This is a genomic window from Haloarcula nitratireducens, assembly GCF_019599505.1.
In genome coordinates, this window is record NZ_RKLT01000001.1 from 290,758 (window position 1) to 311,567 (window position 20,810).

Annotated in this window: 24 protein-coding genes; 11 read left to right on the forward strand and 13 right to left on the reverse strand. The window is 68.0% G+C overall.

Annotated elements, in window-relative coordinates:
• A complete protein-coding gene (locus EGH23_RS01435; RefSeq protein WP_220578252.1) occupies positions 1 to 2,802 on the reverse strand; it encodes a PAS domain-containing sensor histidine kinase in 2,802 nt (933 codons plus the stop codon).
• Positions 2,803 to 2,940: 138 nt separating this feature from the next.
• Here EGH23_RS01435 and purB point away from each other — a divergent pair, with 138 nt between their 5' ends.
• The gene (gene purB / locus EGH23_RS01440; RefSeq protein WP_220578253.1) at positions 2,941 to 4,338 is read left to right on the forward strand and encodes an adenylosuccinate lyase; all 1,398 of its coding nucleotides are present in this window, start codon (positions 2,941 to 2,943) and stop codon (positions 4,336 to 4,338) included.
• 4 nt (positions 4,339 to 4,342) lie between these two features.
• Here the strand turns inward: purB and EGH23_RS01445 are convergent, their stop codons facing one another.
• Positions 4,343 to 4,570 (reverse strand): HalOD1 output domain-containing protein, encoded by a 228-nt coding sequence (locus EGH23_RS01445; protein WP_220578254.1) that lies wholly within the window; start codon positions 4,568 to 4,570, stop codon positions 4,343 to 4,345.
• Positions 4,571 to 4,663: 93 nt separating this feature from the next.
• On the opposite strand from EGH23_RS01445, the gene EGH23_RS01450 reads away from it, so the two are divergent.
• Positions 4,664 to 5,977, forward strand: a complete 1,314-nt coding sequence (locus EGH23_RS01450; RefSeq protein ID WP_220578255.1) for an MFS transporter — start codon at positions 4,664 to 4,666, stop codon at positions 5,975 to 5,977.
• A 38-nt stretch (positions 5,978 to 6,015) separates the two neighbouring features.
• A complete protein-coding gene (locus tag EGH23_RS01455) occupies positions 6,016 to 6,636 on the forward strand; it encodes a phosphoribosyltransferase (protein ID WP_220578256.1) in 621 nt (206 codons plus the stop codon).
• Between the two features lie 14 nt (positions 6,637 to 6,650).
• Here the strand turns inward: EGH23_RS01455 and EGH23_RS01460 are convergent, their stop codons facing one another.
• Together EGH23_RS01460 and lysA are read right to left on the reverse strand one after the other, a co-directional pair.
• Positions 6,651 to 7,817, reverse strand: coding sequence for a M20 family metallopeptidase (locus tag EGH23_RS01460; protein ID WP_220578257.1), 1,167 nt, complete (start codon positions 7,815 to 7,817; stop codon positions 6,651 to 6,653).
• Positions 7,814 to 9,049, reverse strand: coding sequence for a diaminopimelate decarboxylase (gene lysA, locus EGH23_RS01465; protein WP_220578258.1), 1,236 nt, complete (start codon positions 9,047 to 9,049; stop codon positions 7,814 to 7,816). The genes EGH23_RS01460 and lysA overlap by 4 nt, the downstream gene beginning before the upstream one ends.
• Before the next feature lie 355 nt (positions 9,050 to 9,404).
• Here lysA and EGH23_RS01470 point away from each other — a divergent pair, with 355 nt between their 5' ends.
• A complete protein-coding gene (locus EGH23_RS01470; protein WP_220578259.1) occupies positions 9,405 to 10,526 on the forward strand; it encodes a bactofilin family protein in 1,122 nt (373 codons plus the stop codon).
• A gap of 7 nt (positions 10,527 to 10,533) precedes the next feature.
• Here EGH23_RS01470 and EGH23_RS01475 read toward each other — a convergent pair whose 3' ends face one another.
• The 4 genes from EGH23_RS01475 to dapA all read right to left on the reverse strand — a co-directional run bounded on the left by EGH23_RS01475 (position 10,534) and on the right by dapA (position 13,735).
• Positions 10,534 to 11,064 (reverse strand): hypothetical protein, encoded by a 531-nt coding sequence (locus EGH23_RS01475; protein ID WP_236044588.1) that lies wholly within the window; start codon positions 11,062 to 11,064, stop codon positions 10,534 to 10,536.
• A gap of 150 nt (positions 11,065 to 11,214) precedes the next feature.
• Positions 11,215 to 12,054: a 2,3,4,5-tetrahydropyridine-2,6-dicarboxylate N-succinyltransferase gene (locus EGH23_RS01480; protein ID WP_220578260.1), complete on the reverse strand. Its 840-nt coding sequence runs from the start codon at positions 12,052 to 12,054 to the stop codon at positions 11,215 to 11,217.
• A 2-nt stretch (positions 12,055 to 12,056) separates the two neighbouring features.
• On the reverse strand, positions 12,057 to 12,812 hold the full coding sequence (gene dapB / locus EGH23_RS01485) for a 4-hydroxy-tetrahydrodipicolinate reductase (protein ID WP_220578261.1): 756 nt from the start codon (positions 12,810 to 12,812) through the stop codon (positions 12,057 to 12,059).
• On the reverse strand, positions 12,809 to 13,735 hold the full coding sequence (dapA, locus tag EGH23_RS01490; protein WP_220578262.1) for a 4-hydroxy-tetrahydrodipicolinate synthase: 927 nt from the start codon (positions 13,733 to 13,735) through the stop codon (positions 12,809 to 12,811). The genes dapB and dapA overlap by 4 nt, the downstream gene beginning before the upstream one ends.
• A 369-nt stretch (positions 13,736 to 14,104) precedes the next feature.
• Between dapA and EGH23_RS01495 the strand changes: the two genes are divergently transcribed.
• Positions 14,105 to 14,602 carry a LabA-like NYN domain-containing protein gene (locus EGH23_RS01495; RefSeq protein WP_135302238.1) on the forward strand — a complete coding sequence of 166 codons (498 nt, stop codon included), beginning with the start codon at positions 14,105 to 14,107 and terminating at the stop codon, positions 14,600 to 14,602.
• Positions 14,603 to 14,643: 41 nt separating this feature from the next.
• On the opposite strand, the gene EGH23_RS01500 is transcribed toward EGH23_RS01495, so the two are convergent.
• Positions 14,644 to 14,826, reverse strand: a complete 183-nt coding sequence (locus tag EGH23_RS01500; protein ID WP_220578263.1) for a hypothetical protein — start codon at positions 14,824 to 14,826, stop codon at positions 14,644 to 14,646.
• Between the two features lie 202 nt (positions 14,827 to 15,028).
• On the opposite strand from EGH23_RS01500, the gene EGH23_RS01505 reads away from it, so the two are divergent.
• The 6 genes from EGH23_RS01505 (at position 15,029) to EGH23_RS01530 (ending at position 18,151) form a co-directional block, all read left to right on the forward strand.
• On the forward strand, positions 15,029 to 15,496 hold the full coding sequence (locus tag EGH23_RS01505) for a PUA domain-containing protein (protein ID WP_220578264.1): 468 nt from the start codon (positions 15,029 to 15,031) through the stop codon (positions 15,494 to 15,496).
• 36 nt (positions 15,497 to 15,532) lie between these two features.
• Positions 15,533 to 16,000, forward strand: a complete 468-nt coding sequence (locus tag EGH23_RS01510) for an Ig-like domain-containing protein (RefSeq protein WP_220578265.1) — start codon at positions 15,533 to 15,535, stop codon at positions 15,998 to 16,000.
• A gap of 308 nt (positions 16,001 to 16,308) precedes the next feature.
• A complete protein-coding gene (locus tag EGH23_RS01515; protein WP_220578266.1) occupies positions 16,309 to 16,734 on the forward strand; it encodes a nascent polypeptide-associated complex protein in 426 nt (141 codons plus the stop codon).
• A gap of 1 nt (position 16,735) precedes the next feature.
• Positions 16,736 to 17,458, forward strand: a complete 723-nt coding sequence (locus EGH23_RS01520; RefSeq protein WP_220578267.1) for a methyltransferase domain-containing protein — start codon at positions 16,736 to 16,738, stop codon at positions 17,456 to 17,458.
• Between the two features lie 79 nt (positions 17,459 to 17,537).
• Positions 17,538 to 17,747, forward strand: a complete 210-nt coding sequence (locus EGH23_RS01525) for a hypothetical protein (RefSeq protein WP_220578268.1) — start codon at positions 17,538 to 17,540, stop codon at positions 17,745 to 17,747.
• On the forward strand, positions 17,744 to 18,151 hold the full coding sequence (locus tag EGH23_RS01530; protein ID WP_328765771.1) for a hypothetical protein: 408 nt from the start codon (positions 17,744 to 17,746) through the stop codon (positions 18,149 to 18,151). Before EGH23_RS01525 ends, EGH23_RS01530 begins: the two co-directional genes overlap by 4 nt.
• Here the strand turns inward: EGH23_RS01530 and EGH23_RS01535 are convergent.
• The 4 genes from EGH23_RS01535 to EGH23_RS01550 all read right to left on the reverse strand — a co-directional run bounded on the left by EGH23_RS01535 (position 18,132) and on the right by EGH23_RS01550 (position 20,782).
• Positions 18,132 to 18,743: a DUF6517 family protein gene (locus EGH23_RS01535; protein WP_220578269.1), complete on the reverse strand. Its 612-nt coding sequence runs from the start codon at positions 18,741 to 18,743 to the stop codon at positions 18,132 to 18,134. The two genes, EGH23_RS01530 and EGH23_RS01535, sit on opposite strands and share 20 nt — an antisense overlap.
• A 9-nt stretch (positions 18,744 to 18,752) precedes the next feature.
• Positions 18,753 to 19,079, reverse strand: a complete 327-nt coding sequence (locus EGH23_RS01540) for a transcription factor S (RefSeq protein WP_220578270.1) — start codon at positions 19,077 to 19,079, stop codon at positions 18,753 to 18,755.
• 42 nt (positions 19,080 to 19,121) lie between these two features.
• The gene (locus EGH23_RS01545; protein WP_220578271.1) at positions 19,122 to 20,153 is read right to left on the reverse strand and encodes a cell division protein CdpA domain-containing protein; all 1,032 of its coding nucleotides are present in this window, start codon (positions 20,151 to 20,153) and stop codon (positions 19,122 to 19,124) included.
• A gap of 209 nt (positions 20,154 to 20,362) precedes the next feature.
• A complete protein-coding gene (locus EGH23_RS01550; RefSeq protein WP_220578272.1) occupies positions 20,363 to 20,782 on the reverse strand; it encodes a hypothetical protein in 420 nt (139 codons plus the stop codon).
• Positions 20,783 to 20,810 lie beyond the last annotated feature (28 nt).

Here is a 20,810-nt window from a genome sequence, read left to right on the forward strand (position 1 = left end):
TCAGCTCGCGCCGGTGAACTCGAACCGCGCGCCGCCCGACTCGCTCTCCGTCACCGTCCACTCCCAGCCGTACACCCGGGCGAGTTCCCGCACGAACGCCAGCCCGAGACCGGTACCGCCCCGTCCAGCGGCCGTCGTATAACCGGGTTCGAAGACGCTGCCGACCTCGTCGTCGGGGATCCCGCTGCCGTCGTCTTCGACGTAGAAGCCGGTCGGCAACTCGCCGACGGTGACCGTGACGGCGTCGCCGCCGTGTTCGACCGCGTTTTCGAAGAGGTTTCGAAACAGGTGCTGGAGATAGCGGGGATCGGCCTGCAGTCGTCTGTCCGTCGAGAGCCGCAACTCGGCGGCGGCGGAATCGACTTGCTCCCACGCCGCTTCGACGGCGTCGTCGACGGCGACGGGTTCCGGTTTCCCGACCGCGGCGTTGCCGCGCGCGAGAACGAGCATGACGTCGATCATGTCCTCGATGCGGTCGAACGCCTCGGCGACGTAGTCGGCGGCCTCTGCCTCGGCTTCGTCCGAGAGTTGCTTGCTGTATATCTGTCCGATGGTGACCGGATTGCGGATCTCGTGGGCGAGCATGCTGGCGAAGCTCTCCAGTCGCTCGTTGGACGCTTCGAGCTTCTCGACGGTCTCCTCTAAGCGGGCCTCGCGTTCGACCTGTTCGGTGATGTCCTGGGCGAAGCTCAGGCCGGCGAAGATCTCGCCGCTCGCGTCGCGAAGCGGGGTCGCCCACACGCGCCACGTCCGACCTCCGAACTCCGTCGCGGCGCTGTCGGTCTCACCGTCTTCGACGGCCGCCTCGAACAGCGGTTCGAGATCTGCGGCCACGTCAGAGGGGAATACGTCCGGCATCCGTCCCCCCTCGAGTTCCGCTCGACCGGGGAGTCGATTCCCGATCTCGCTCCCCTGTGCCACCGTGTACCGGAGGTCGCGGTCGAAGACCCCGACAGCGCCGTTCGGGAAGTGCTCGGCGAGCGTGCGGTAGCGGCGCTCGCTCTCTTCGAGCTGGCGCTGGTACGTCCGACGCGCGGTGATGTCCGTGAGCGTGACGACGCCGTGCGTCACTTCCCCGTTCGCGTCGCGGATCGGCATCCCGTGGACCATCACGATCTTCCGCTCGCCGTCGGCCGTCTCGATCTCGTAGACGTCCGGCCGGGTCACTTTCTCGCCGCGGAGGATGCGATTTAGCGCCCACTCCTGCGGTGCGACCGGCTCGCCGGTGTCGGCCCAGCGGCCGCGGTACCGGCCGTAATCCGCGATGTTCTCGACGGCCTGCGAACCGATATCGAGCAGTTCCCTCGCCGCGTCGTTGACCTCGGAGAAGCGGCCGTCGCCGTCGGTGACGACGACGCCGACCGGGAGCACCTCAAAGAGCGTCTGGAGCATCTTGCGGTGCTCGTCCCGTTCCCGTTCGGCGCGTTTGCGTTCGGTGATGTCGGTGAGCGCGCCGGGGAACCGAACGGCGTCACCGTCGGCGTCGCGTTCGACGTGCCCGCGAGCCACGACCCAGCGGAGGTCGCCGTCGGCGTCCCAGACGCGGTATTCCGCCTCGTACTCGCCGTCCGACTCGATGGCGGCTTCGATCTCCGCCTCGACCCGTTCGCGGTCGTCCTCGTATACAGCGTCGACGAACTGGTCCAGCGGCACCCCTTCGCGGACGGCGTCCGGTTCGAGCCCGAACTTCTCGGCGGACGCGGTGTCGGTGACCACGCGGTCCTCCTGGACGTACCACTCCCACGTTCCGACCGCGCCCGCCGCCGTCGCGGCCTCGAACTGGGCCTTCGCGTCGCGCAAGCGGCGCTCCCGTTCCTTCTGTTCGGTGACGTCCTGAGACATCCCCAGGGCCGCGGAGACGTCGCCAGCCTCGTCTCTCACCGGAACCGTCCGAATCCGGAAGACGCTCTCGTCGAACTCGAACTCGAACGTGCTCGCGTCGCCGTCGAGCGCCGCCTCGTACCGGGGCGCGAGTTCGTCGGCGAGCGGTGCGGGGAGCGCGTCCCTGACGTGTTGGCTCTCCAGTTCCGCGGCCGCCGCGTCGACGGTGTCGGGCGGGACTCCGCCGACGGTCTGGTAGCGCAGCGAGTCGTCGACGAGCGCCACGGCACCGTTCGGGAAGTGCTCGACGAGCGTCCGATAGCGGCGCTCGCTCCGCTCGAGCCGGCGCTGGCGCTCCTTGCGTTCGGTGACGTCCTGAAAGTACACCGAGAGACCGCTCTCGGACGGATACGCGTGCACTCGATACCACGCCGAGAGCGGCTCCGGATAGTAGAACTCGAAGGCGGTCGGTTCCTGTGTCGCCATCGCGGTCCGATACTCCTCGCCGAGCTTCGAGTCGGCCGCCCACTCGAATACCTCCCAGATGTTGCGGCCGACCAACCCCTCGTCCCGATAGTCTATCAACTCGACGGCTCGCTCGTTGACGTGCGTGAACCGCCACTCGTCGTCGAGCGCGTAGAAACCGTCGGAGATGCGACGGAGGACGTCTTCCGCTTCCGGCGGGTCTCCCTCACCGTTTTCCGGACCCGTCGGTCCGTCCGCAGTCGCGTTCTGCGGCGATGCGTCGTCGGGGACGCTCACGTCGCCGGGCCCATCGGGCAGCCACCAGACTCGCTGGTCGCCGATCACCTTACTCGCCACTCGCCCCTGCTCGACCAGCTCGGCGAGTTTATCGGCGACTGCGCGACTCTCGCACCCGAGCTCGTCGGCGACCTCGGTCGCCGTGACCGGCTCGTGGGCGCGCCCCAGCCGGTCACAGGCGGCGAGTACGGCCTCGGATGCGACGCGGCCGGAACTCATTGACACGTATCCGATAGGGAGGGTGAAAAGCATTTATACGCCCGAGTTGCCGGTCGGAAACCGCCCGTTCCGGACCGACGACGGAACCCGGACGGCCGAGTCGTCACGCTTTTTCCGGCCTCCCGCGGAGAGTCCCACATGACCGAAAGAGGGCCGCTCGCCGCCGTCTCGCCGCTGGACGGCCGGTACGCCCGCTACACCGAACCGCTCGTCCCGTACGCAAGCGAGCGGGCGCTCATGCGCGCCCGCGTCGAGGTCGAAGTCGAGTATCTGCTCGCGCTCGCCGACCTGGAGGCGACGCCGCTGTCCATCGACGGCGACCAGCGAGCCGCGCTTCGGTCGCTCTACGAGGCGTTCGACGACGAGGACGCGACCGTGGTCAAGCGGCTGGAAACGGAGGGATACGACGAGTACGCGGCGACCAACCACGACGTGAAGGCGATCGAGTACTTCGTCCGGCTGGGGATGCCCGACGGGCTTTCCGCCGACCACTGGATTCACTTCGGCCTGACCAGCGAGGACGTGAACAACCTCGCCCATCGCCTGCTAGCGAAACCCGCAACGGAAGACGTGCTGGTGCCGGAACTGCGCGAGGTCCGGGACACGCTCGTCGAGATGGCCCACGAGTACGGCGACGTGCCGATGCTGGCCCGCACCCACGGTCAGCCGGCGACGCCGACGACGTTCGGCAAGGAGATGGCCGTCTACGCCTCCCGACTCGGCCGGGCCGTCGGGCGCATCGAACGCGCCACCGAAGGCCTGTCGGGGAAACTCGCGGGGGCCTCGGGCACCTACGCCGCCCACCACGCGGCCTACCCCGACGTGGACTGGCCGGCGTTCTCTCGCGAGTTCGTCGGCGAACTGGGACTCGACCACGAACCGCTGACGACGCAGGTCAACCCCTGTGACGACCTCGAAGCGCTCTTCGACGCCCTGCGCGGCGCGAACAACGTCCTGCTGGACATGGACCTCGACATGTGGCTGTACGTCTCTGACCGCTACCTCGGTCAGGAGACCGTCGAGGGCGAGACCGGCTCGTCGACGATGCCGCACAAGGTCAACCCCATCGACTTCGAGAACAGCGAGGGGAACCTCTCGAAGGCCAACTCCGACCTGGTCTTCCTCGGGGACTACGTCACCACCTCCCGCCTCCAGCGCGACCTCTCCGATTCGACGGTCAAGCGCAATATCGGCGCGGCCTTCGCCCACTGCCTGATCGGCTACGAGAAGTGTCAGAACGGGCTGGCGAAGGTCGTCCCGAACGAGCAGGTGATGCGCGAGGAACTGGACTCGACGCCCGAGATCATCGGCGAGGCGGTCCAGACAATCCTCCGCCGCGAGGGGTACGAGGACGCCTACGAACAGGTCAAGAAGGCCACGCGCGGCCGCGAGGTCGCTATCGAGGACTTCCGCGAGCTGTTCGCGGACCTCGACGTGAGCGAGGACGTGCGGGCCGAACTCGACGCGCTCACGCCGGCGAATTACACCGGAATCGCAGCCGAACTGGCCGACAGCGTGGACGGCGAAAGCGACTAGACCGTCAGCGGTCGCCGAGCGTTTCGATCGAGACGTCGCCACTGCTACTGACCGTCACCTCGTAATCGAGATACCTGAACGCGACTCGCCCGGTTCCGCGTCTGAACAGGTTGTCGAGGGCGTCGGGGTCTATCTGCGGGAACACCGGTTCCGGCAGGTCCGTCGGGTCGACGCCTTCCCGAGCGGCGACGGCCTCGAAGACGGCGTCGCTCAATCGTTCGTGTGCGGACACGTTTTCACGGGGTGACTACCGGTATGAATCTCTTGTGGCTCTCGCAGTTCGCGAACGGAACTCTCAGGTGGCAAGCGGCCAACTATCCCGTAGATGGTCCTCGGAACCGACAACCGCGTCCTGACCCTGGCGTTCGCTCGGTTGGCGGACGCGCTGGGCAACTCCTTCCTCATCATCGTCCTGCCGCTGTACATCGCCAGCGGGCAGGTGACGCTCACCGGCATCGCCGGCGCGGAGCTGTTCGGGTTCGTCCTCCGCGAGGAGACGCTCATCGGCCTCGTCCTCTCGCTGTTCGGCCTGCTGAACTCCTTCGGCCAGCCGATCACGGGCCGGATCTCCGATCGGACCGGCCGGCGTCGCGGGTTCGTCCTCGTCGGTCTCCTCATCTTCGCCGTCGGGAGCGCCTCGTATCCGTTCCTCTCCTCGTACTGGGCGGTGCTCGTGGCGCGGGCGCTTCAGGGCGTCGGCGCGGCGTTCACCATCCCCGCGACCATCGCGCTGGTCAACGACTACGCCGAGAGCGACAGCGAGCGGGGCGGGAACTTCGGCGTGTTCAACACCTTCAGGCTCATCGGGTTCGGGTTCGGCCCCATCGTCGCGGGCGTCGTCGTCACCGGCGGCTTCGGTGCCGAGGGCGTCGTCTCCTACGCGCTCGGCGGCCTCTCCTTCTCGGGATTCACCGCCGCCTTCGCCGTCGCCGTCCTCGGGGCGCTCGTCAGTTTCGCGCTGGTCGCCGTCCTCATCGAGGACCCGCCCGTCGCCGCCGACGCCGCGAGCAAGAACCTCTCCATCGCCGTCTTCGACCCCGACGGGAACGGCCTCGACTCGGTCTTCGTCCTCGGCGTCGGCACGTTCATGATGGCGACGACCATCGCGCTGTTCGCCACGCTCGAAGGCCCGATTCGGATGCGACTGGACGAGTCGACGTTCATGTTCAGCGTCCAGTTCGCCGCCGTCGTCATCGCCAACGTCCTCCTCCAGGTGCCGGTCGGTCGGGCCAGCGACCGGATCGGGCGGCGGCCGTTCGTCGTCGCCGGGTTCGTCGTCCTCGTCCCGGCGGTGTACGCGCAGGGCGTCGTCACGGACCCGTGGCTGATGCTCGGCGCGCGGTTCGTCCAGGGCATCGCCGTCGCCCTCGTGTTCGCGCCGTCGCTGGCGCTGGCCGGTGACCTCGCGGGCGAGCGCGGGTCCGGGACGACGCTGTCGGTGCTGACGATGGCGTTCGGTCTCGGCGTCGCCGCCGGCCCGCTCGCGTCGGGCCTGCTCTACAACCTCGGGAGCTTCAGCACGCCCTTCACCGTCGGTGCGGCCCTGGCGCTCGTCGCGCTCGTCCTCACCTACTGGCAGGTCGAGGAGACGCTCGCTGTCGGCGACGGAGAGACGACGGCGGCCTCGCCGCAGGACTGACCGCGAGCGTTATCACGGCGTCGTTCGTAGCCAGTTACATGTTCGCGAACCGCACGGAGGCCGGGGAGCGACTCGCCGCGGCGATAGCGCGGGCGAACGTCGACGCGGACGTCGTCTTGGCGATTCCGCGCGGCGGCCTACCCGTCGGGAGGGCCGTCGCCGACGCGCTCGACGTTCCGCTGGACGTCGTCGTCGCCCGGAAGGTCGGCGCGCCGGGGAATCCCGAACTCGCCGTCGCCGCCGTCGCCGACGACGGGACGACGTGGCGCAACGAGTCCGTCATCGCTTCCTTCGACCTCTCGCCGGAGTACATGGACGAGGAGACCGAACACGAACAGCGAGCGGCGAAAGAGAAGTTCGACCGCTACCGCGGCGACCGGCCGCCGCTCGATCTCGCGGGCGAGCGCGTCCTCGTCGTCGACGACGGGTTGGCGACTGGCGCGACGATGCGGGCCTGCGTCCAGCGCGTTCGAGACGCCGGCGCGGCGAGCGTCGTCGTCGCCGTCCCCGTCGCCTCGCCCGGGACCGCCGACTCGTTCGAACGCGTCGCCGACCGAGTCGTGGCCGTCGAGACGCCCTCGAACTTCGCCGCCGTCGGGCAGTTCTATCGGGACTTCTCGCAGGTCAGCGACGACGAGGCGATGGCGCTGCTCGACTGAGCGGAGCGGCCGAACTAGACGAGTCGCTCGAGCGTCTCGCGCACCGCGCGCGCGGCCGTTCGCACGTCCGAGAGCCGGACGTACTCGCGCTTGGAGTGGGCAATCGCGCCCACGTCGTCGGCCAGTTCCCCCGGCCCGAACACGACCGTCGGTCCGCGCTCGGCGAAGTACGACGCCTCCGTCGCCGCGCCGAAGGGCCGCACTGCGCCGCCGCTGGCGTCCCGTAGAACCCGAACGAGTTCCGCGTCGGCGTCGGTGGCGAACGCCTCGGGAAACGGCGTGTCGGGGCGGATGAGCGACACGTCGAGGTCCATCCCGGTCGGGAGCCACTGGGCGAGGTGCTCTTCCAGTTCGGTACAGAACGTCGCGCTGGTCTCCGGCGGGACGCTCCGCCGGTCGAAGGTGATCGTACACTCGGCCGGAACCTGATTGGTCGCCTCGCCGCCCTCGATCATCGACGCGGTCAGCAGCGCCCGCCCCAGCGACTCGTGGTCGTCCGGTCCCCGCTCCTCGTCGTAGGTCTCCATCGCCTGTAACATGGGAGCGGCCGCTCGAATCGCGTTCTTCCCGCTCCCCGGGTCGGCGGCGTGAGCGCTCTCACCGCGGATAGTCACCGTGCCCTCGAACTGCCCCTTCGCCGCGGTACAGACGTCCAGCCCGGTCGGCTCGCCAACGATGTAGCCGTCGGCGTCGACGGTCTCCGCGAGGTGCGCGCCGCCGGTCTGGGTCGTCTCCTCGTCGACGGAGACGGCCAGCGTCACCGCGCCGTCGTCGGGTTCGACCGTGAGAAAGGCGTCCAGCAGCGCGGCCAGCGGCCCCTTCGCGTCGCAGGCACCGCGACCGCAGACGATATCGCCCTCGCTCTCGCTCTCGTCCCCGTCTCCCGCCTCGCGTCCGCCGATTCGCTCGTCACCCGGCGGGTCAGTCCGGCGCTCGTAGGGGAGGTGGGGCGGCACGGTGTCGATGTGCGTGTTGAGGACGAAGTGGGTGTCAGCGTCGGCCGCCGCGTCCGGGTCGGCCGCACCAGCCGTGGCGAGGACGTTCCCCAACTCGTCTATCCTCGGGTCGATACCGGCGCCTTCGAGCGTCTCGACGAGCGCGTCGCGCATCGCCTCGACGGACTCGGTCGAGTCGATTTCGACGGCCCGTCGGTGGAACGCCGCGAGGTCGAACTCGCTCATCGCTCGAGACGGGTGACGTCTTCGAGCGTCTCGCGCTCGCGGACGATCCGCGTCTCGTCGCCGTCGATCGCGACTTCCGCGGGTCGGGGCTGGGAGTGGAACTGATTCGCGAGTTCGTAGCCGTACGCGCCGGCGTTGCCGATGGCGAGCAGGTCCTCTCGCTCCGGGCGAGCGATGGGACGGTCGGTACAGAACACGTCGGCGCTCGTACAGCAGGGGCCGCCCACGGAGACCGGTTCGGCCTCGCGGTCCGGCGCGGTGAGGTTGCGGATGGGGTGATAGGAGTCGAACATCGCCGGGCGGATGAGCGTCGCCAGCGAGGCGTCCACGCCGACGACGGTGGCCGCCGGCGTCTCCTTTATTGTGTTGACCTCGGTGAGGATCAGCTCGGAGTCGGCGACGACGTAGCGGCCCGGCTCTAACTTGATCTGCGCTTCCAGCTCGCCGACGGCGTCGCGGACCTTCTCCCCCACTATCTGCATGTCGAGGGGTGCCTCGTCCTCGCGGTACGGGACGCCGAAGCCGCCGCCGAAGTCGACGAACTCCAGTCCGCCGATGCGGTCCTCGATCGTGCGGCCCATGTCCGCCACCTTGCCGATGGCTCGGCAGTGGTCGTCCAAGTCGTCGTGGAGGACGCCGCTGCCGGCGTGAGCATGTACGCCGACGAGGTCGAATCGCTCGTTCAGTTCGTCGGCGAGTTCGGGCACCTCGTCGTAGGGGATACCGAACTTCGCGTCCTTGCCCGTCGCCACCTTCTCGTGGTGGCCGGTGCCGATGCCGGGGTTGATGCGGATGGCGACGCGGCCGTCGTAGCCGCGCGCTTCGAGGCGGTCGAAGGTGTCCCGCGCGCCGCCGGTGATAGTCAGACCCGGGTGCTCGGCGGCGAGGTCCGCGGCGTAGTCGAGGTCCCGGTCAGGGGGGTTGACCGCCGTGTACTGGAGCGTGTTCGGGTCCGCGCCCGCGTCGATAGCGCGTTGGAGTTCTCCCCACGCGGCGCACTCGATGTCCGCGCCCGCATCGAGAAGCGTCGAGAGCACTGCGCGGCCGGTGTGGGCCTTCGCGGCGTACATGACGTGAGCGTCCGGAAACGCCGACGCGAACCGCTCGTAGTTCGCGGCGACGCGGTCGAGGTCGACGACGTACAGCGGCGTGGCGTGTTCGGCCGCCAGCCGACCGAGTCGGTCGTGGTCCCAGTCCGCGAGGCGACGGACCGGCGGCGAATCGTGACTCATTGCCCCAAGAAGGGCGACGGCGGCTAACAAGGGTTCCGTTTCGACGGACCGCGACTGGCGAAGCGACCGCCGGCGCGGTTCGTGACGCGACGATCGAGAAAGTACAGTACCGTGATATATGCCCGCAATGGACGCACAACGGTTACCACGAGTAGTGCGTCCGAAGACGGGAGACGAGCCGTGATTGTCTCGGAGTAAGGCTAGCGTAGGGCGCGTCTCGTCCCGTCTGGCAGCGGTATCGGACACCATCGACGCGCTCGAAACGTCGGCCAACCCGGGCTTCGTTCGGCTTACCGAAGCGCGTGCCGGTTCGTGTCAGCCTATACTTATTATCTCGTCGAGAGTATCTCCGCATATGACTCTCCGTTCAGCCGCCGTCAGCCGACGAGCACTCGCAGCGGCGCTCGCAGCGATGCTCTTCCTGTCGGTCGGAACCGGCGTCGCCGCCGCGCAGTCCTTCGAAGGGGCCGCGGACTCGATCATCGTCGGCCCGGACGAGTCCTACGATAGCGTTCAGGGCTTCGCCGGGACGGTCATCGTCCGGGGGACCGTGACCGGCGATGTCTCGGTCGCGTCCGGGACCGTTCACGTCACCGAGACCGGCGAGGTCGGCGGTGACGTCTCCGCCGCCGCCGGGACCGTCCGAATCGACGGCACCGTCGGCGGCGACGTCAGCGCCGCCGCGGGCACCGTCGAGATAAGCGAGACGGCCCGCATCGGCGGGAACCTCGAATCGGGAGCCAGCTACATCTCGGTCGACGGCGCCGTCGAGGGCGACGTGGCCGCCGGGGCCGAGACCGTCGTCCTCGGGCCGAACGCCGTCGTCGGCGGCGAGTTCCGCTACGACGCCGAGACGTTCAGGCAGGACCCCGCGGCGAGCGTCGCCGGCGGCGTCGTCCGCGACGACGGCATCGGAAGCGACGCCGGACCGGACTTCGCCGAGTTCGCCGTCCCCGCGTGGCTCGGTGCTCTCTACGGCCTGTTCGTCAATCTCCTGCTCGGCGTCGTCCTGCTGGCCGTGTTCCCGGCGTTCTCGACCCGCGTCGCCGACCGCGTCGCGGGGAGTCCCGCCAAATCCGGCGGCGTCGGTCTGTTGACGCTGATAGCCGTTCCGCTGGTGCTCGCCGTCCTCGTCGTCACCATCGTCGGCATCCCGCTCTCGCTCGTGGGGGCGTTCGTCTTCGGCGTCACGGCGTGGGTCGCGCTGGTCTACGGGCAGTACGCCGTCGGCGCGTGGGCGCTCTCGCTGGCCGGCGAGGACAACCGCTGGCTCGCGCTCCTCGTCGGCCTCGTCGGGTTCGCCGTCCTCGGGGCCATCCCCATCTTCGGCGGTCTGTTCCAGCTGGTCGCGTTCCTGCTGGGCCTGGGTGCGCTCGCGCTGGCACTGCGCGAGACCTACCGGGGCCGCGGCGAGGACACCTCCGGCGGTCGGCAGACCACGCTCGACGAATCTTCTGGCGGCGCTCGCGCGGCCTGACCGCTTTTCACGTCCCCGCTTCCGATTCGACGCTCGTCCACGGGTGCTCGTGGATAACGGCGTAGGTCGCCCCGAGCAGGACGCCGTAGACGACGTGGGCGACGCCGACCGAGAGAATCACGAGGAAACTACCGAGGAAACCCGGGAGCGGCACCAGCGGTTCCGGGAACGACTCGACGCCGAGCGCGGTCATCGAGATAGGGAGGAGGAGACCGGTCGAGACGAGCCCGATGGCCGCCGCGTAGACGACCCCCGCCGCGACGCTCTCGGCCACCGTCGTCGCCTGCTGGCGGAAGATCGGCCGCGAGAGGATAAACGTGAACAGTATTCCGGCGAGGACGCTGTTGAACAGGTGGACCGCCCACCCGCCGAGGACCGTCGGCCATCCGTACAGCGCCCCGACGAACGGCATGAGATTCGCCCCGAGGTGGAAGACGACGCCCATCCCGACGCCGCCGACGAGACCGCCCGCGGCTCCCGCTCCCCACGTGTACCTGAGCGAGTCCGAGAGAGTCGGCGCGGCGAGTCGCTGGCTCATACCCTCGACTATGGGCATTGGTGACAAATATACAACCGATTGTCTCGTGGCAGCGCTCGGCGTAACGCGTGCTTACGCCGAAACGAAAAGCGCGGGCGGGTTCGAGGTGCGAGTCGCGGACGGGGTAAGGTGTCGTTGTTCGCGCCCTCGCTAGTCTCTCAGCGCGTCCTCTCGCTCCGTCGCTTCCAGCGTCTCCTCCTCTACGTCCGTGGCGACCACCGCGGGCTTGTACGCGCCGCCGGGGATGAGGTCGTGTTCGCCGACCGACGAGTCGACGAACCGCTGGAAGGCGCGTCGTTCGGGCGGGAGTTCGCCGTAGAGGACTTCCTCTTCGACGAGGTCGTAGACGGGGATGCGCGGCGTCAGCAGCGTGTTCTCGCCGACGACGCTCCCTTTGCCGACGATAAAGCCGCTGGTGACGCGACAGCCGGCACCGAGCGAGACGTCGTCCTCGACGATGACGGGGTTGCTCTCGACCGGTTCGAGGACGCCGCCGACGAGCGTGTTCGCGCCGAGTTTGACGTTCTCGCCGATCTGCGCGCAGGAGCCGACGGTGTCACAGGAATCGATGAGCGTCCCGTCGCCGACGTGCGCTCCGATGTTGACGAAGGAGGGCGACATCATGATGCAGTCCGAACCCAGATACGCCCCCCGGCGGATAGTCGTGCCGTCGGGCGTGTTGCGGGTGCCGCGCTCGCCGAGGTCGCCGGTGTCGCGCAGGGGCAAGACGTCGTGGTACGGGACGCTCCCGTAATCCCGACTGTGGGTCTCTCGGAACGCGAAGTTCAGGAGGATGCCGCGCTTGACCCACTCGTTGACCTGCCACTCGCCGTCGACCTTCTCGGCGGCGCGGATCTCGCCGTTCTCGAGGGCGGTGAGGAAGCTATCGAGCGTGTCCAGTTGCGGCGGTTCGATATCCTCGACAGTCGCGCCCTGTTCGTACGCCGTCCAGAGGTCCCCGACGTTCCGTTCGAGGTCTTGTCCGAGCATGCTCAGGCGTCGATAACTTCCCCGAACGTATAGCGACCGGGGGTTCGGTCCGAGAGCCACACCGCCGCGTCGAGCGCTCCGGCGGCGAAGACCGCGCGGTCCTCCGCGCGGTGGGAGAGCGACAGCACCTCGTCGTTGCCCGCGAGGATGAGTTCGTGTTCGCCGCGGATGTCGCCCGCTCGACGCGCGAACACGCCGATTTCGTCCTCACTACGGGGCGCGTGCCCTTCGCGGCCGTAGACCGGTTCGACGTCTCGCTCTTCCCGAATCGTTTCGAGGATGCTGTTGGCGGTCCCCGACGGCGCGTCGACCTTCCCGTTGTGGTGGCTCTCCATCAGTTCGAGGTCGTACTCGTCCAGTGCGGCGACGGCCTCGCGGACCGTGCGCTGGAGAACCTGGATGCCCCGCGAGAAGTTCGTCGCCTTCAGCAGGGCCACGTCCTCGCTGACGGCGTCGAGTCGGGCCGTCCCGTCCTCGTCGAAGCCGGTGCTCCCGACGACGATGGGGACGCCCGTCTCGGCGCAGGCCTCGGCGACGACGAGCGCTCCCTCGGGGACGGCGAAGTCGACGACGACGTCGACGTCGTAGTCGGCGAGCGCCTCGGCGGCGTCCTCGGGGTGGACGACCGGGACGCCCTCGACGGATTCCACGTCGCTCGTGGCGAAGCCGACGACGATTTCGACGTCTCGGTCGGCCGCCGTCTCGACGACCGTCTCGCCCATTCGACCGGTGATTCCCAGGAGGCCGATCCGCGTCATCGCTCCCGCTCCGCGTACTCGTCTTCCAGGTCCTCGCTCTCGAGCACGTCGAGGACGTTCCGGAGGTGTTCGGTGTGTTCCTCCGAGAGGCGCGTCAGCGGCGAGCGGACGTAGCCGGGGCCGTAGCCGCGGATGCGCATGGCCTCCTTGACCGGGATGGGGTTGGTCTCGACGAACAGCGCGCGGAACAGCGGCCCGAGCTCGTGGTGCAGGGCGCGAGCGCGCTCGAAGTCGTCCGCGAGAGCCGCGCCGACCATCGCGCAGGTCCGCTCGGGCTCGACGTTCGCGGCCACGGAGATACAGCCGGTCGCCCCCACCGAGAGCATCGGCAGGGTCATCCCGTCGTCGCCCGAGAGCACCGCGAACTCCTCGTCGCGCGTGCGTTCGATGATCTCGGAGATCTGTCCCATGTCGCCGCTGGCGGCCTTGTACGCCGCGATGTTCTCGTGGCCAGCCAACTCGACGGCGGTGTCGGGTTCGACGTTCCGACCGGTCCGCGAGGGAACGTTGTAGACGATCTGCGGGAGGTCCACCTCGTCGGCGATGGCGGTGAAGTGGTCGACGAGGCCCTGCTGTTCGGGCTTGTTGTAGTACGGCGAGATGAGTAGGAGCGCGTCGGCACCCGCGTCCGCGGCCCGCTGAGAGAGCGAGAGCGCCTCGCGGGTGTTGTTCGAGCCGGTGCCGGCGACGACCGGCACGTCGTCGACGGCGTCGATGACCGCCTCGACGACCTCGACGTGTTCGTCGTGGGTGAGCGTCGCGGATTCGCCGGTCGACCCGACCGGAACGAGACCGTCGACGCCGGCCTCCTCCAGTCGCTGAGCGTCGCGTCGGAGCGTTTCGAAGTCGATACTGCGTTCGTCGTCGTCCTCGAACGGCGTACACATCGCGGGGTAGACGCCGTGGAAGTCGATTGCTGTCATTGCTGAGGTGTGTGGTGTCGCTGTGGGATAGGTGGTGCGGTTGGAGGCGATACGAGAGAAAGCGACCCGGGACGGGTGTGCCACGCCCGCCGCGAGCCATCGCTATCGCTTGCCTTTGCGTTTCGGGACGACGCAGACGCCGCTGACCGCCTGGCGGTCCGCCGGGTCGTGGCGTCGTCGCATATCCGTGTGAAAATCCGTGAGGGACTTAGCTGTTGTGTTCGCGCGTCGCTTCGAGGACCGCTCCCGTTGGTCGCGCCCCTCGCTACTCCACAGCTCACTTCGTTCACCGTTCCGACGAGACCTCTCGCGTTACTCAAGCTCTCGCTAACCCCGAAAGCCTATCCCGAAGGGCATACGAATTCCGATATGACCGTATCTCATCCGGGTCAGCGCGTGGCCGTACTGGCCGACGCGCAGAACCTCTACCACACCGCCCGGAGTCTCTACTCGCGCAACATCGATTACTCCGCGCTGCTCGAAGACGCCGTCGACGGCCGTGAACTCTCCCGCGCCATCGCCTACGTCATCCGTGCGGACTCGCCCGAGGAAGAGACGTTCTTCGAGGCGCTCGTAGACATCGGTTTCGAGACGCGAATCAAGGACATCAAGACGTTCCAGGACGGGTCGAAGAAGGCCGACTGGGACGTCGGTATGAGCTTAGACGCCGTCACGCTGGCGAAGCACAACGACGCCGTCGTCCTCTGTACGGGCGATGGCGACTTCGCTCGACTCTGTCACTACCTCCGCCACGAGGGCTGTCGCGTCGAGGCGATGGGCTTCGAGGAGTCCTCTTCGGAAGACCTCAAGGAGGCCGTCGACGGCTTCGTCGACATGAGTGCCGACCCCGACCGATTCCTGCTGTAGCTACCGCTGGTCGCGCGGTTATCGCGAAAACGAAGCGGCGTTCAGACCGGGCGACCGTCTTCGGACGTGCCGACCAGCAGCGAGCCGGCGGCCAGCCCGAGCGCCGCGAGACCGCCGACGATCGACGGGATTCCGAGACTTATCGGTCCGGCGGTGAGGATGAGCACCGAACTGACGAACAGGAGGACGCCGCCCAGCAGCATCTTTCGCTTGTCTGTAGCCATGGTACCTGTCGTTTGTCGCTCATCCGGTATAAATTTCTCCAAAATCGCCCGACGAAAGTACGTTACGTGGTCACAAATATCACCGTACCGCCCCGGTATATAATTTATCTATCACGACGGGCGCCGTTCGAGGGGATAACTGAACTGCAGTCGACGAGCGGCGACCGAAAGCGAGTTGCTCCCCGAGCGACCAACGCCGACAATGACTGACACCGACCTCCCAGGTCTCCGACGGGCCGCCGACTACCAGTTCGGCGGCGGCGCGGGTGCGGCGCTCTTTCCTGCCCTCGAAGGTATCGAGATAACGCACACCAGTTCCGGCCGACCTCGACAGGTCCACGCCGACGACGGTCGCCTCGTCACCTACGGTACAGACGGCCGCTACCGACTCGGCCTCGCGGGCGGCCGACGCCTGCAGGAATCCTTCGACGCGCCGCGGCACCGCGTCGTCGTCGGCGACGAGAGCGAACCGTTCGTCCGCGAGGGCCGCAACGCCTTCGCCAAGTTCGTGACGCGAGCGGACTCGGGTCTCCGCCCGGGCGACGAGGCCCTCGTCGTCCACGAGGACGGCGATCTACTCGCCGTCGGCCGCGCGGAACTCCCCGGCGAGGGGATGGCCGACTTCGAGACGGGGATGGCCGTGAAGGTCCGCGACGGAGCGGATAGCTGACAGAAAGCATTTACTGCGCACTTCTGAACGGTCGCTATGCGCCGCCGACAGGCCCTCTCGGCCGTCGCGCTCTCCGCCGCGTCGCTCGCCGGGTGCAACAGCCTCGGTACGCCCGAACGGACGCCGGCAGACGTGACGCCCGCGGACGTGCCAACGGCCACGGAATCGCCCACGGAGACGGTGACGCCACCGGTGACACCCGATCCCGACGACCCGATTCTGTTCTCTATCAGCAACGAGACGGAGACGCGACGAACGGTGTCGCTCACGCTCACGCGCGCCGACGATACGTACATCGACGAGTCGCTGACGCTCGATGCGGGCGACGGCGAAGCGTTCGATAGCGGTATTCGATCGCCGGGTGAGTACGAACTCGCCGTGACCGTCGAGGACGGACCGGAGCTATCATATACACTCTCTATCGGGTCGTTCGACGTGCGATCCGGCTCGAACCACTTCGTTACGGTCAACTCGGACGAGATCAGGGTATTCGCCGAAGAGTGACCTACCGATAGGCGTCCGCGAACATCTACTCGCGGCGCATCAGTTCCTCGACGCCGTGGTCGAGGATGCCTTCGCCGAGTGCTGTCGCCTGCGGTGCGGTAGTTCGTACTGTACCGAACTCGCGGCGACGCCGCGAGTTCGGCCTTTTTCGCCACCGTCAGAGCAAGCTCTGACGAGCCTTGCTTCGCTCTGCTCAGCAAGACCACGTTTTTGTGCGGGGGTCGAGCGCTCGCCAGCGGCGAGCGCGACGCCCCCGTAGAAAAAGGTGGGTCGCTAAATATTTCCGGCCGGAACGCACACTCACGGGTATGTTCGGCGGAGGCGGCGGGGGCATGAACCCTCGCAAGATGCAGCAGATGATGGAACAGATGGGCATCAGCATGGACGACATCGATGCCGAAGAGGTAATCATCCGGACGGCCGACGAGGAACTCGTCTTCAGCGACGCCGAGGTCCAACTGATGGAGGCCCAGGGCCAGAAGACCTACCAGGTCGTCGGCGACCCGGAATCGCGCGAACTCGGTTCGGGCGAGAGCGCGGAGAGTGCCGCAATCGAGAGCGGTGAGAGCGGGAGCGACGCGAGCGAGAGCGACGACGGTGACGACGGGAACGTCGTCGACGCGGACGACGTCGAACTCGTCGCGATGCGGACCGGCGTCGACGAGGAGACGGCGCGAGAGGCGCTCGAAGAGAACGACGGCGACCTCGCGGACGCCGTCGACCAGCTCGAGTAGCGTGTCCTATCTCTTCGTCCACGAGGACCGCGAGTACCTGCTGGACCCCGGTGAGCGATTCGAGTCCGACCTCGGCATTTTAGAGGTCCCCGAAGACGTCGAACCGGGCGACGTCGTCGAGACCCATCTCGGAACGGCGTTCACGACGCGGCGGCTCCGCGGGCCGGACCTGTTCAACCACCTCGAACGCACCGGCGCGCCGATGATGCCCCGGGACGTGGGCCTGGTCGTCGGCAAGACCGGCGTCGCCGCGGGCGACCGCGTCCTCGACGCTGGGACAGGGACCGGCATTCTCAGCGCGTACATGGGACGACTCGGTGCCGACGTGGTGACCTACGAGGTCGACCCCGACTTCGCCGACGTGGCCCGCGAGAACATGGCGCTGGCCGGCGTCGAGGACCGCGTCGAGGTCCGAACCGGCGACGTGACCGACGACCTCGACACCCTCTCGGGGTTCGACGTGGTCACGCTGGACACCGAAGACGCCCCGACGGTCGTCGAGCGGGCACCGACGCTGCTCCGCCGCGGCGGGTCGCTGGCCGTTTACTCGCCGTTCGTCGAGAACACGCGCGAGGCCGTCGCGGCGGCCGAGGAAGTCGGCCTGGCGACCGTCGAGACGCTCGACACCATCCAGCGCGAGATGGACTTCGACGACCGGGGGTCCCGCCCCTCTACGGGCGGCGTCGGCCACACGGGATACCTCACGTTCGCCCGTCGACCCTGAGATGTAATGCCCGACCGGGCGACCTCTACAACTCGTCTGGCCGTGGATTCAAGAGTCACTGACACGTATGTGAGTTTGCATGAGCGAAGCCGAAGCTCCCGACGAGACGACGACCTGGCCCGAACTCGCGATCAGTCTCTACGACCGGCTGACCGGTCGCAACGCCGAGATAACCTACGAGTTCGAGGACATGGCAGTGGACGTGCCGAGCAAGACGGGCGAGGACCCCGACTACGCCCACTGGCGTATCGACGGCACGCTGACCGTCACGACGCGCGAGAAGGAGTGACGACCGACACCGAGCGAGCGCACCGAGACCCGTTAGAGACGGCCGCGGAGCTGCTGGACGCGCTCGAAGACCGGCCGTCGCTGGCCGTCGAGGCGGACCTCGCGGTCGACGTCGGCGGCCACGGTGCGACCGTCGTCGGCTACGACGACGTCGTCGCGGTGGACGTTCCCTCGCTCCCGGCCGCGCTCGCGCTGTGGCGGGGGTTACCGGTCGATTCGATGGACCTCGCGGCGGTGCTGGCGTCGGTCGGCCTGACCGCCGAGTTACAGGTCCGCGGCGTCCCCGTGGCGCGCGTCGGTGAGGACGCCACACCGAGCGCCGCGGCCCGGCGGCTCGGACTCGGATCGGTCGAACTCGTTCCCGACGGCGTCCCGCTGGCCGCGGTCACTCGACGGCGCGGATGAGGTCGAGCAGTTCGTCCCGGTAGTCCTGCGGTGAGCGTTCGAGTTCCGCCGGGGCGTCCGCCAGATCGAGAATCTCGGCGACCGGTCGGTTCGGGTACGCGCCCGCGGCGATGCGGAAGCCGTCGCCGTGCCAGACGCCGACCCAGCCGGTTATCGACAGCGTCGCGCCGACCCCGTCGAGCGACAGCGATGCGGTGTACGTTCGCAGTCGGGCACGGTCGCCGCTGTCGGTGCGGACTCGCTCTCGTCGGCCGCGCTCTACGTCCTCGAAGCCGCGGTTCCGAAGTTCGTCGGCGAAGGTGGACTGGGCCTCGGAGCGGACCGTCGGGAGTATCATCGCCGGGCCGATACCGGGGGTCAGCGGCGGTCGGAAGGTCAGCGCCGTCGCGAAGAAGAAGCGCCACTGCCGGTCGATGTCGGTCGCTTCCAGGGCGGCCTCGCGGGTTCGGCTGTCCCCGTAGAGGCGGGTCGCGCCGACGACGCTCGCCGTCGATAGCTCGAACACCGTCTCGACGGTCTCGTCGGTCAGTTCCCAGCCGTCATCTCGAAGGCGGGCTTCCGGAACGGTCGGAAACGAGGCGTCGTCGGGCACGCTATCGGCTCAGTGGTCGTCCTCGCGCCACTTGTGTTCGCACTCGGTGCAGGTGAAAAACCGCGTCTCGGACTCGTCGGCGGCGCGGATCTGCTTCATCTCGTAGTAGGCGCGGTCGTTTCCGCACTCGGGACAGCGCGTACTGGTCGTCGGGCCCATCTCCTCTGCGTCGACTTCCGAGGTGTCGACGATCTCGGACTCCTCTTGGCCCTGCGTGGTGACGGCCATCTCCTGCTCGGCGGCGGAGTCGCGCAGTTCCTCGTTGCCACAGCTCCCACAGACCCAGCGGTCGTCTTCCGTCTTCATCATCGAGCCGCATTCGTCGCAGAATTGCATCGTTGCCCCCACTAGCCGGCCGTCCGTGTTAAACGTCCGGGTTCAATCGTTGTCGAGCCACGACGAGCACGCTTCCATGTCGTCTAACTGCTTGCCGTGGTGGGTGCAGTACGGTTCGACGTCGCCGTCGTCCATCACGTACTGGAAGTGCCGGCAGTTCCCGCAGTACTTGTCGGGTTCGCCGCGGTGGACGGCCGTCTCGGTGATGGGATCGTGGCCCGTCGAGGAAGACGTCCCGCCGTCGGTCGACGGCGAAGCCTCTGGGCCGGCGTTGGCGATGGACGGATCGAGGTCTCGTTCGGAGAAGGTCGGTCGGTCGTCTTCCGTCGAGCCGCTCCGAGTCGACTTCGAGGACTGGTCGGCGGTCGTCGTCTCCTGCTGGGGGGCGTCTGTGGACTGCGTTCGCTCACGGCCAGTCGTCGGTCGCCGACCGAAGACCTCGGTGTCGCCGCCGTCGCTGACGGCGCTCTGGCCGCCGTCTGGCCGGTTCGTCTGCGTCTCGACGCTGCCGTCGGGGTCGTTGCCGAAGAAGCCGATGCCACCCAGACCCGGTATCGAGCGGCCCTCTTCGACGAGTTTGATGGTCCCCTCCTCGGTGACTTCCATCCGGGCGGTGCCGCCGGGTGCCTTTCGGGTCTTGAACGTCGCCAGCGCGACGAAGAGGCACCAGAACGTCGTCAGGACGCCGGCAAAGTAGACGACGCTGGTCCCCAGCGCGAGCGTCGGCGCGCTCGTCATCCAGTTGTAGGGGTAGATGTGCCGGAAGGCGACGACGCCGAGCAGCGAGACGCCGGCTCCGAGCACCGCGAGCGCGCGGGTTCGGCCGCTGGCGGGCAAGACGGCGAAGATGCCGAGGACGACGGTCGGCAGGCCGACTCCGGCGACGATCCCGCCGACCTCCCGGGCGGCGTAATCCCCCAGCCCGACCCGCGTTCCCACGTCCGTCGTCGCGAGGGCGATGGCGGCGACGAGTCCCGCGGTACCGACGAGAAACAGCGCCGTCCCGACGAACTGCTGACGGCGCGACGCGACGCGGCCGACCTCCCCCTCGTACACGTCGGTCAAACTGGTCATGGACGTGCCTAGCACCGCGCTCCTCAAAACTCCACGTCAGACGCGCGTCTGACGCATCGTGGAAAACCAATTACGCGGGCGAGTAGACGTTAGCGAGGCTGAAACCGGAGAACGGTGTAGGCCGTCAGAGCGCAAACTACGGGTAGCGATGCGTCTCCACAGCGTTTCGGTTCTCGACGCTCCGAAAAGAGAACGAGCGCGGACCGGCGCTACGAGAGGTCGCGCTCTCGCACGCCGTCGCGGATGTTCGCCGCGCGCTTTCGCACGCGGGAGACGTAGCGTTGCACCTTCTCGGGCTTCTCGCCGTAGAACGACGCGACCCAGTGGACGTCGATACCGGGTCGGGTGAGGAAGTACGCGACCAGCGTGTCCCGGCCGGCCTGGATGATCGCCGGTGGAACGCCGCGCTCGCCGGTACCGGCCTCCTCGAAACCGTTGACGTCGAAGTAGACGTCGGCGTACAGCGTCGCGTCCTCGGCGTCGTCGAAAGCGATACCGCAGTGGTCCGGTGCCTCGAATCGGTAGCGCGCGTCGCCGTCGACGCCGTTCTCTTCGAGGATGCGGACGCCGAGGACGTACTCGCGGTACGTCGAGTCCGTCTCGGTCGTCGGGTGGTCTGTCTGTGACATAGAGCGTGTGGATGGGGGCAGCGTGTCA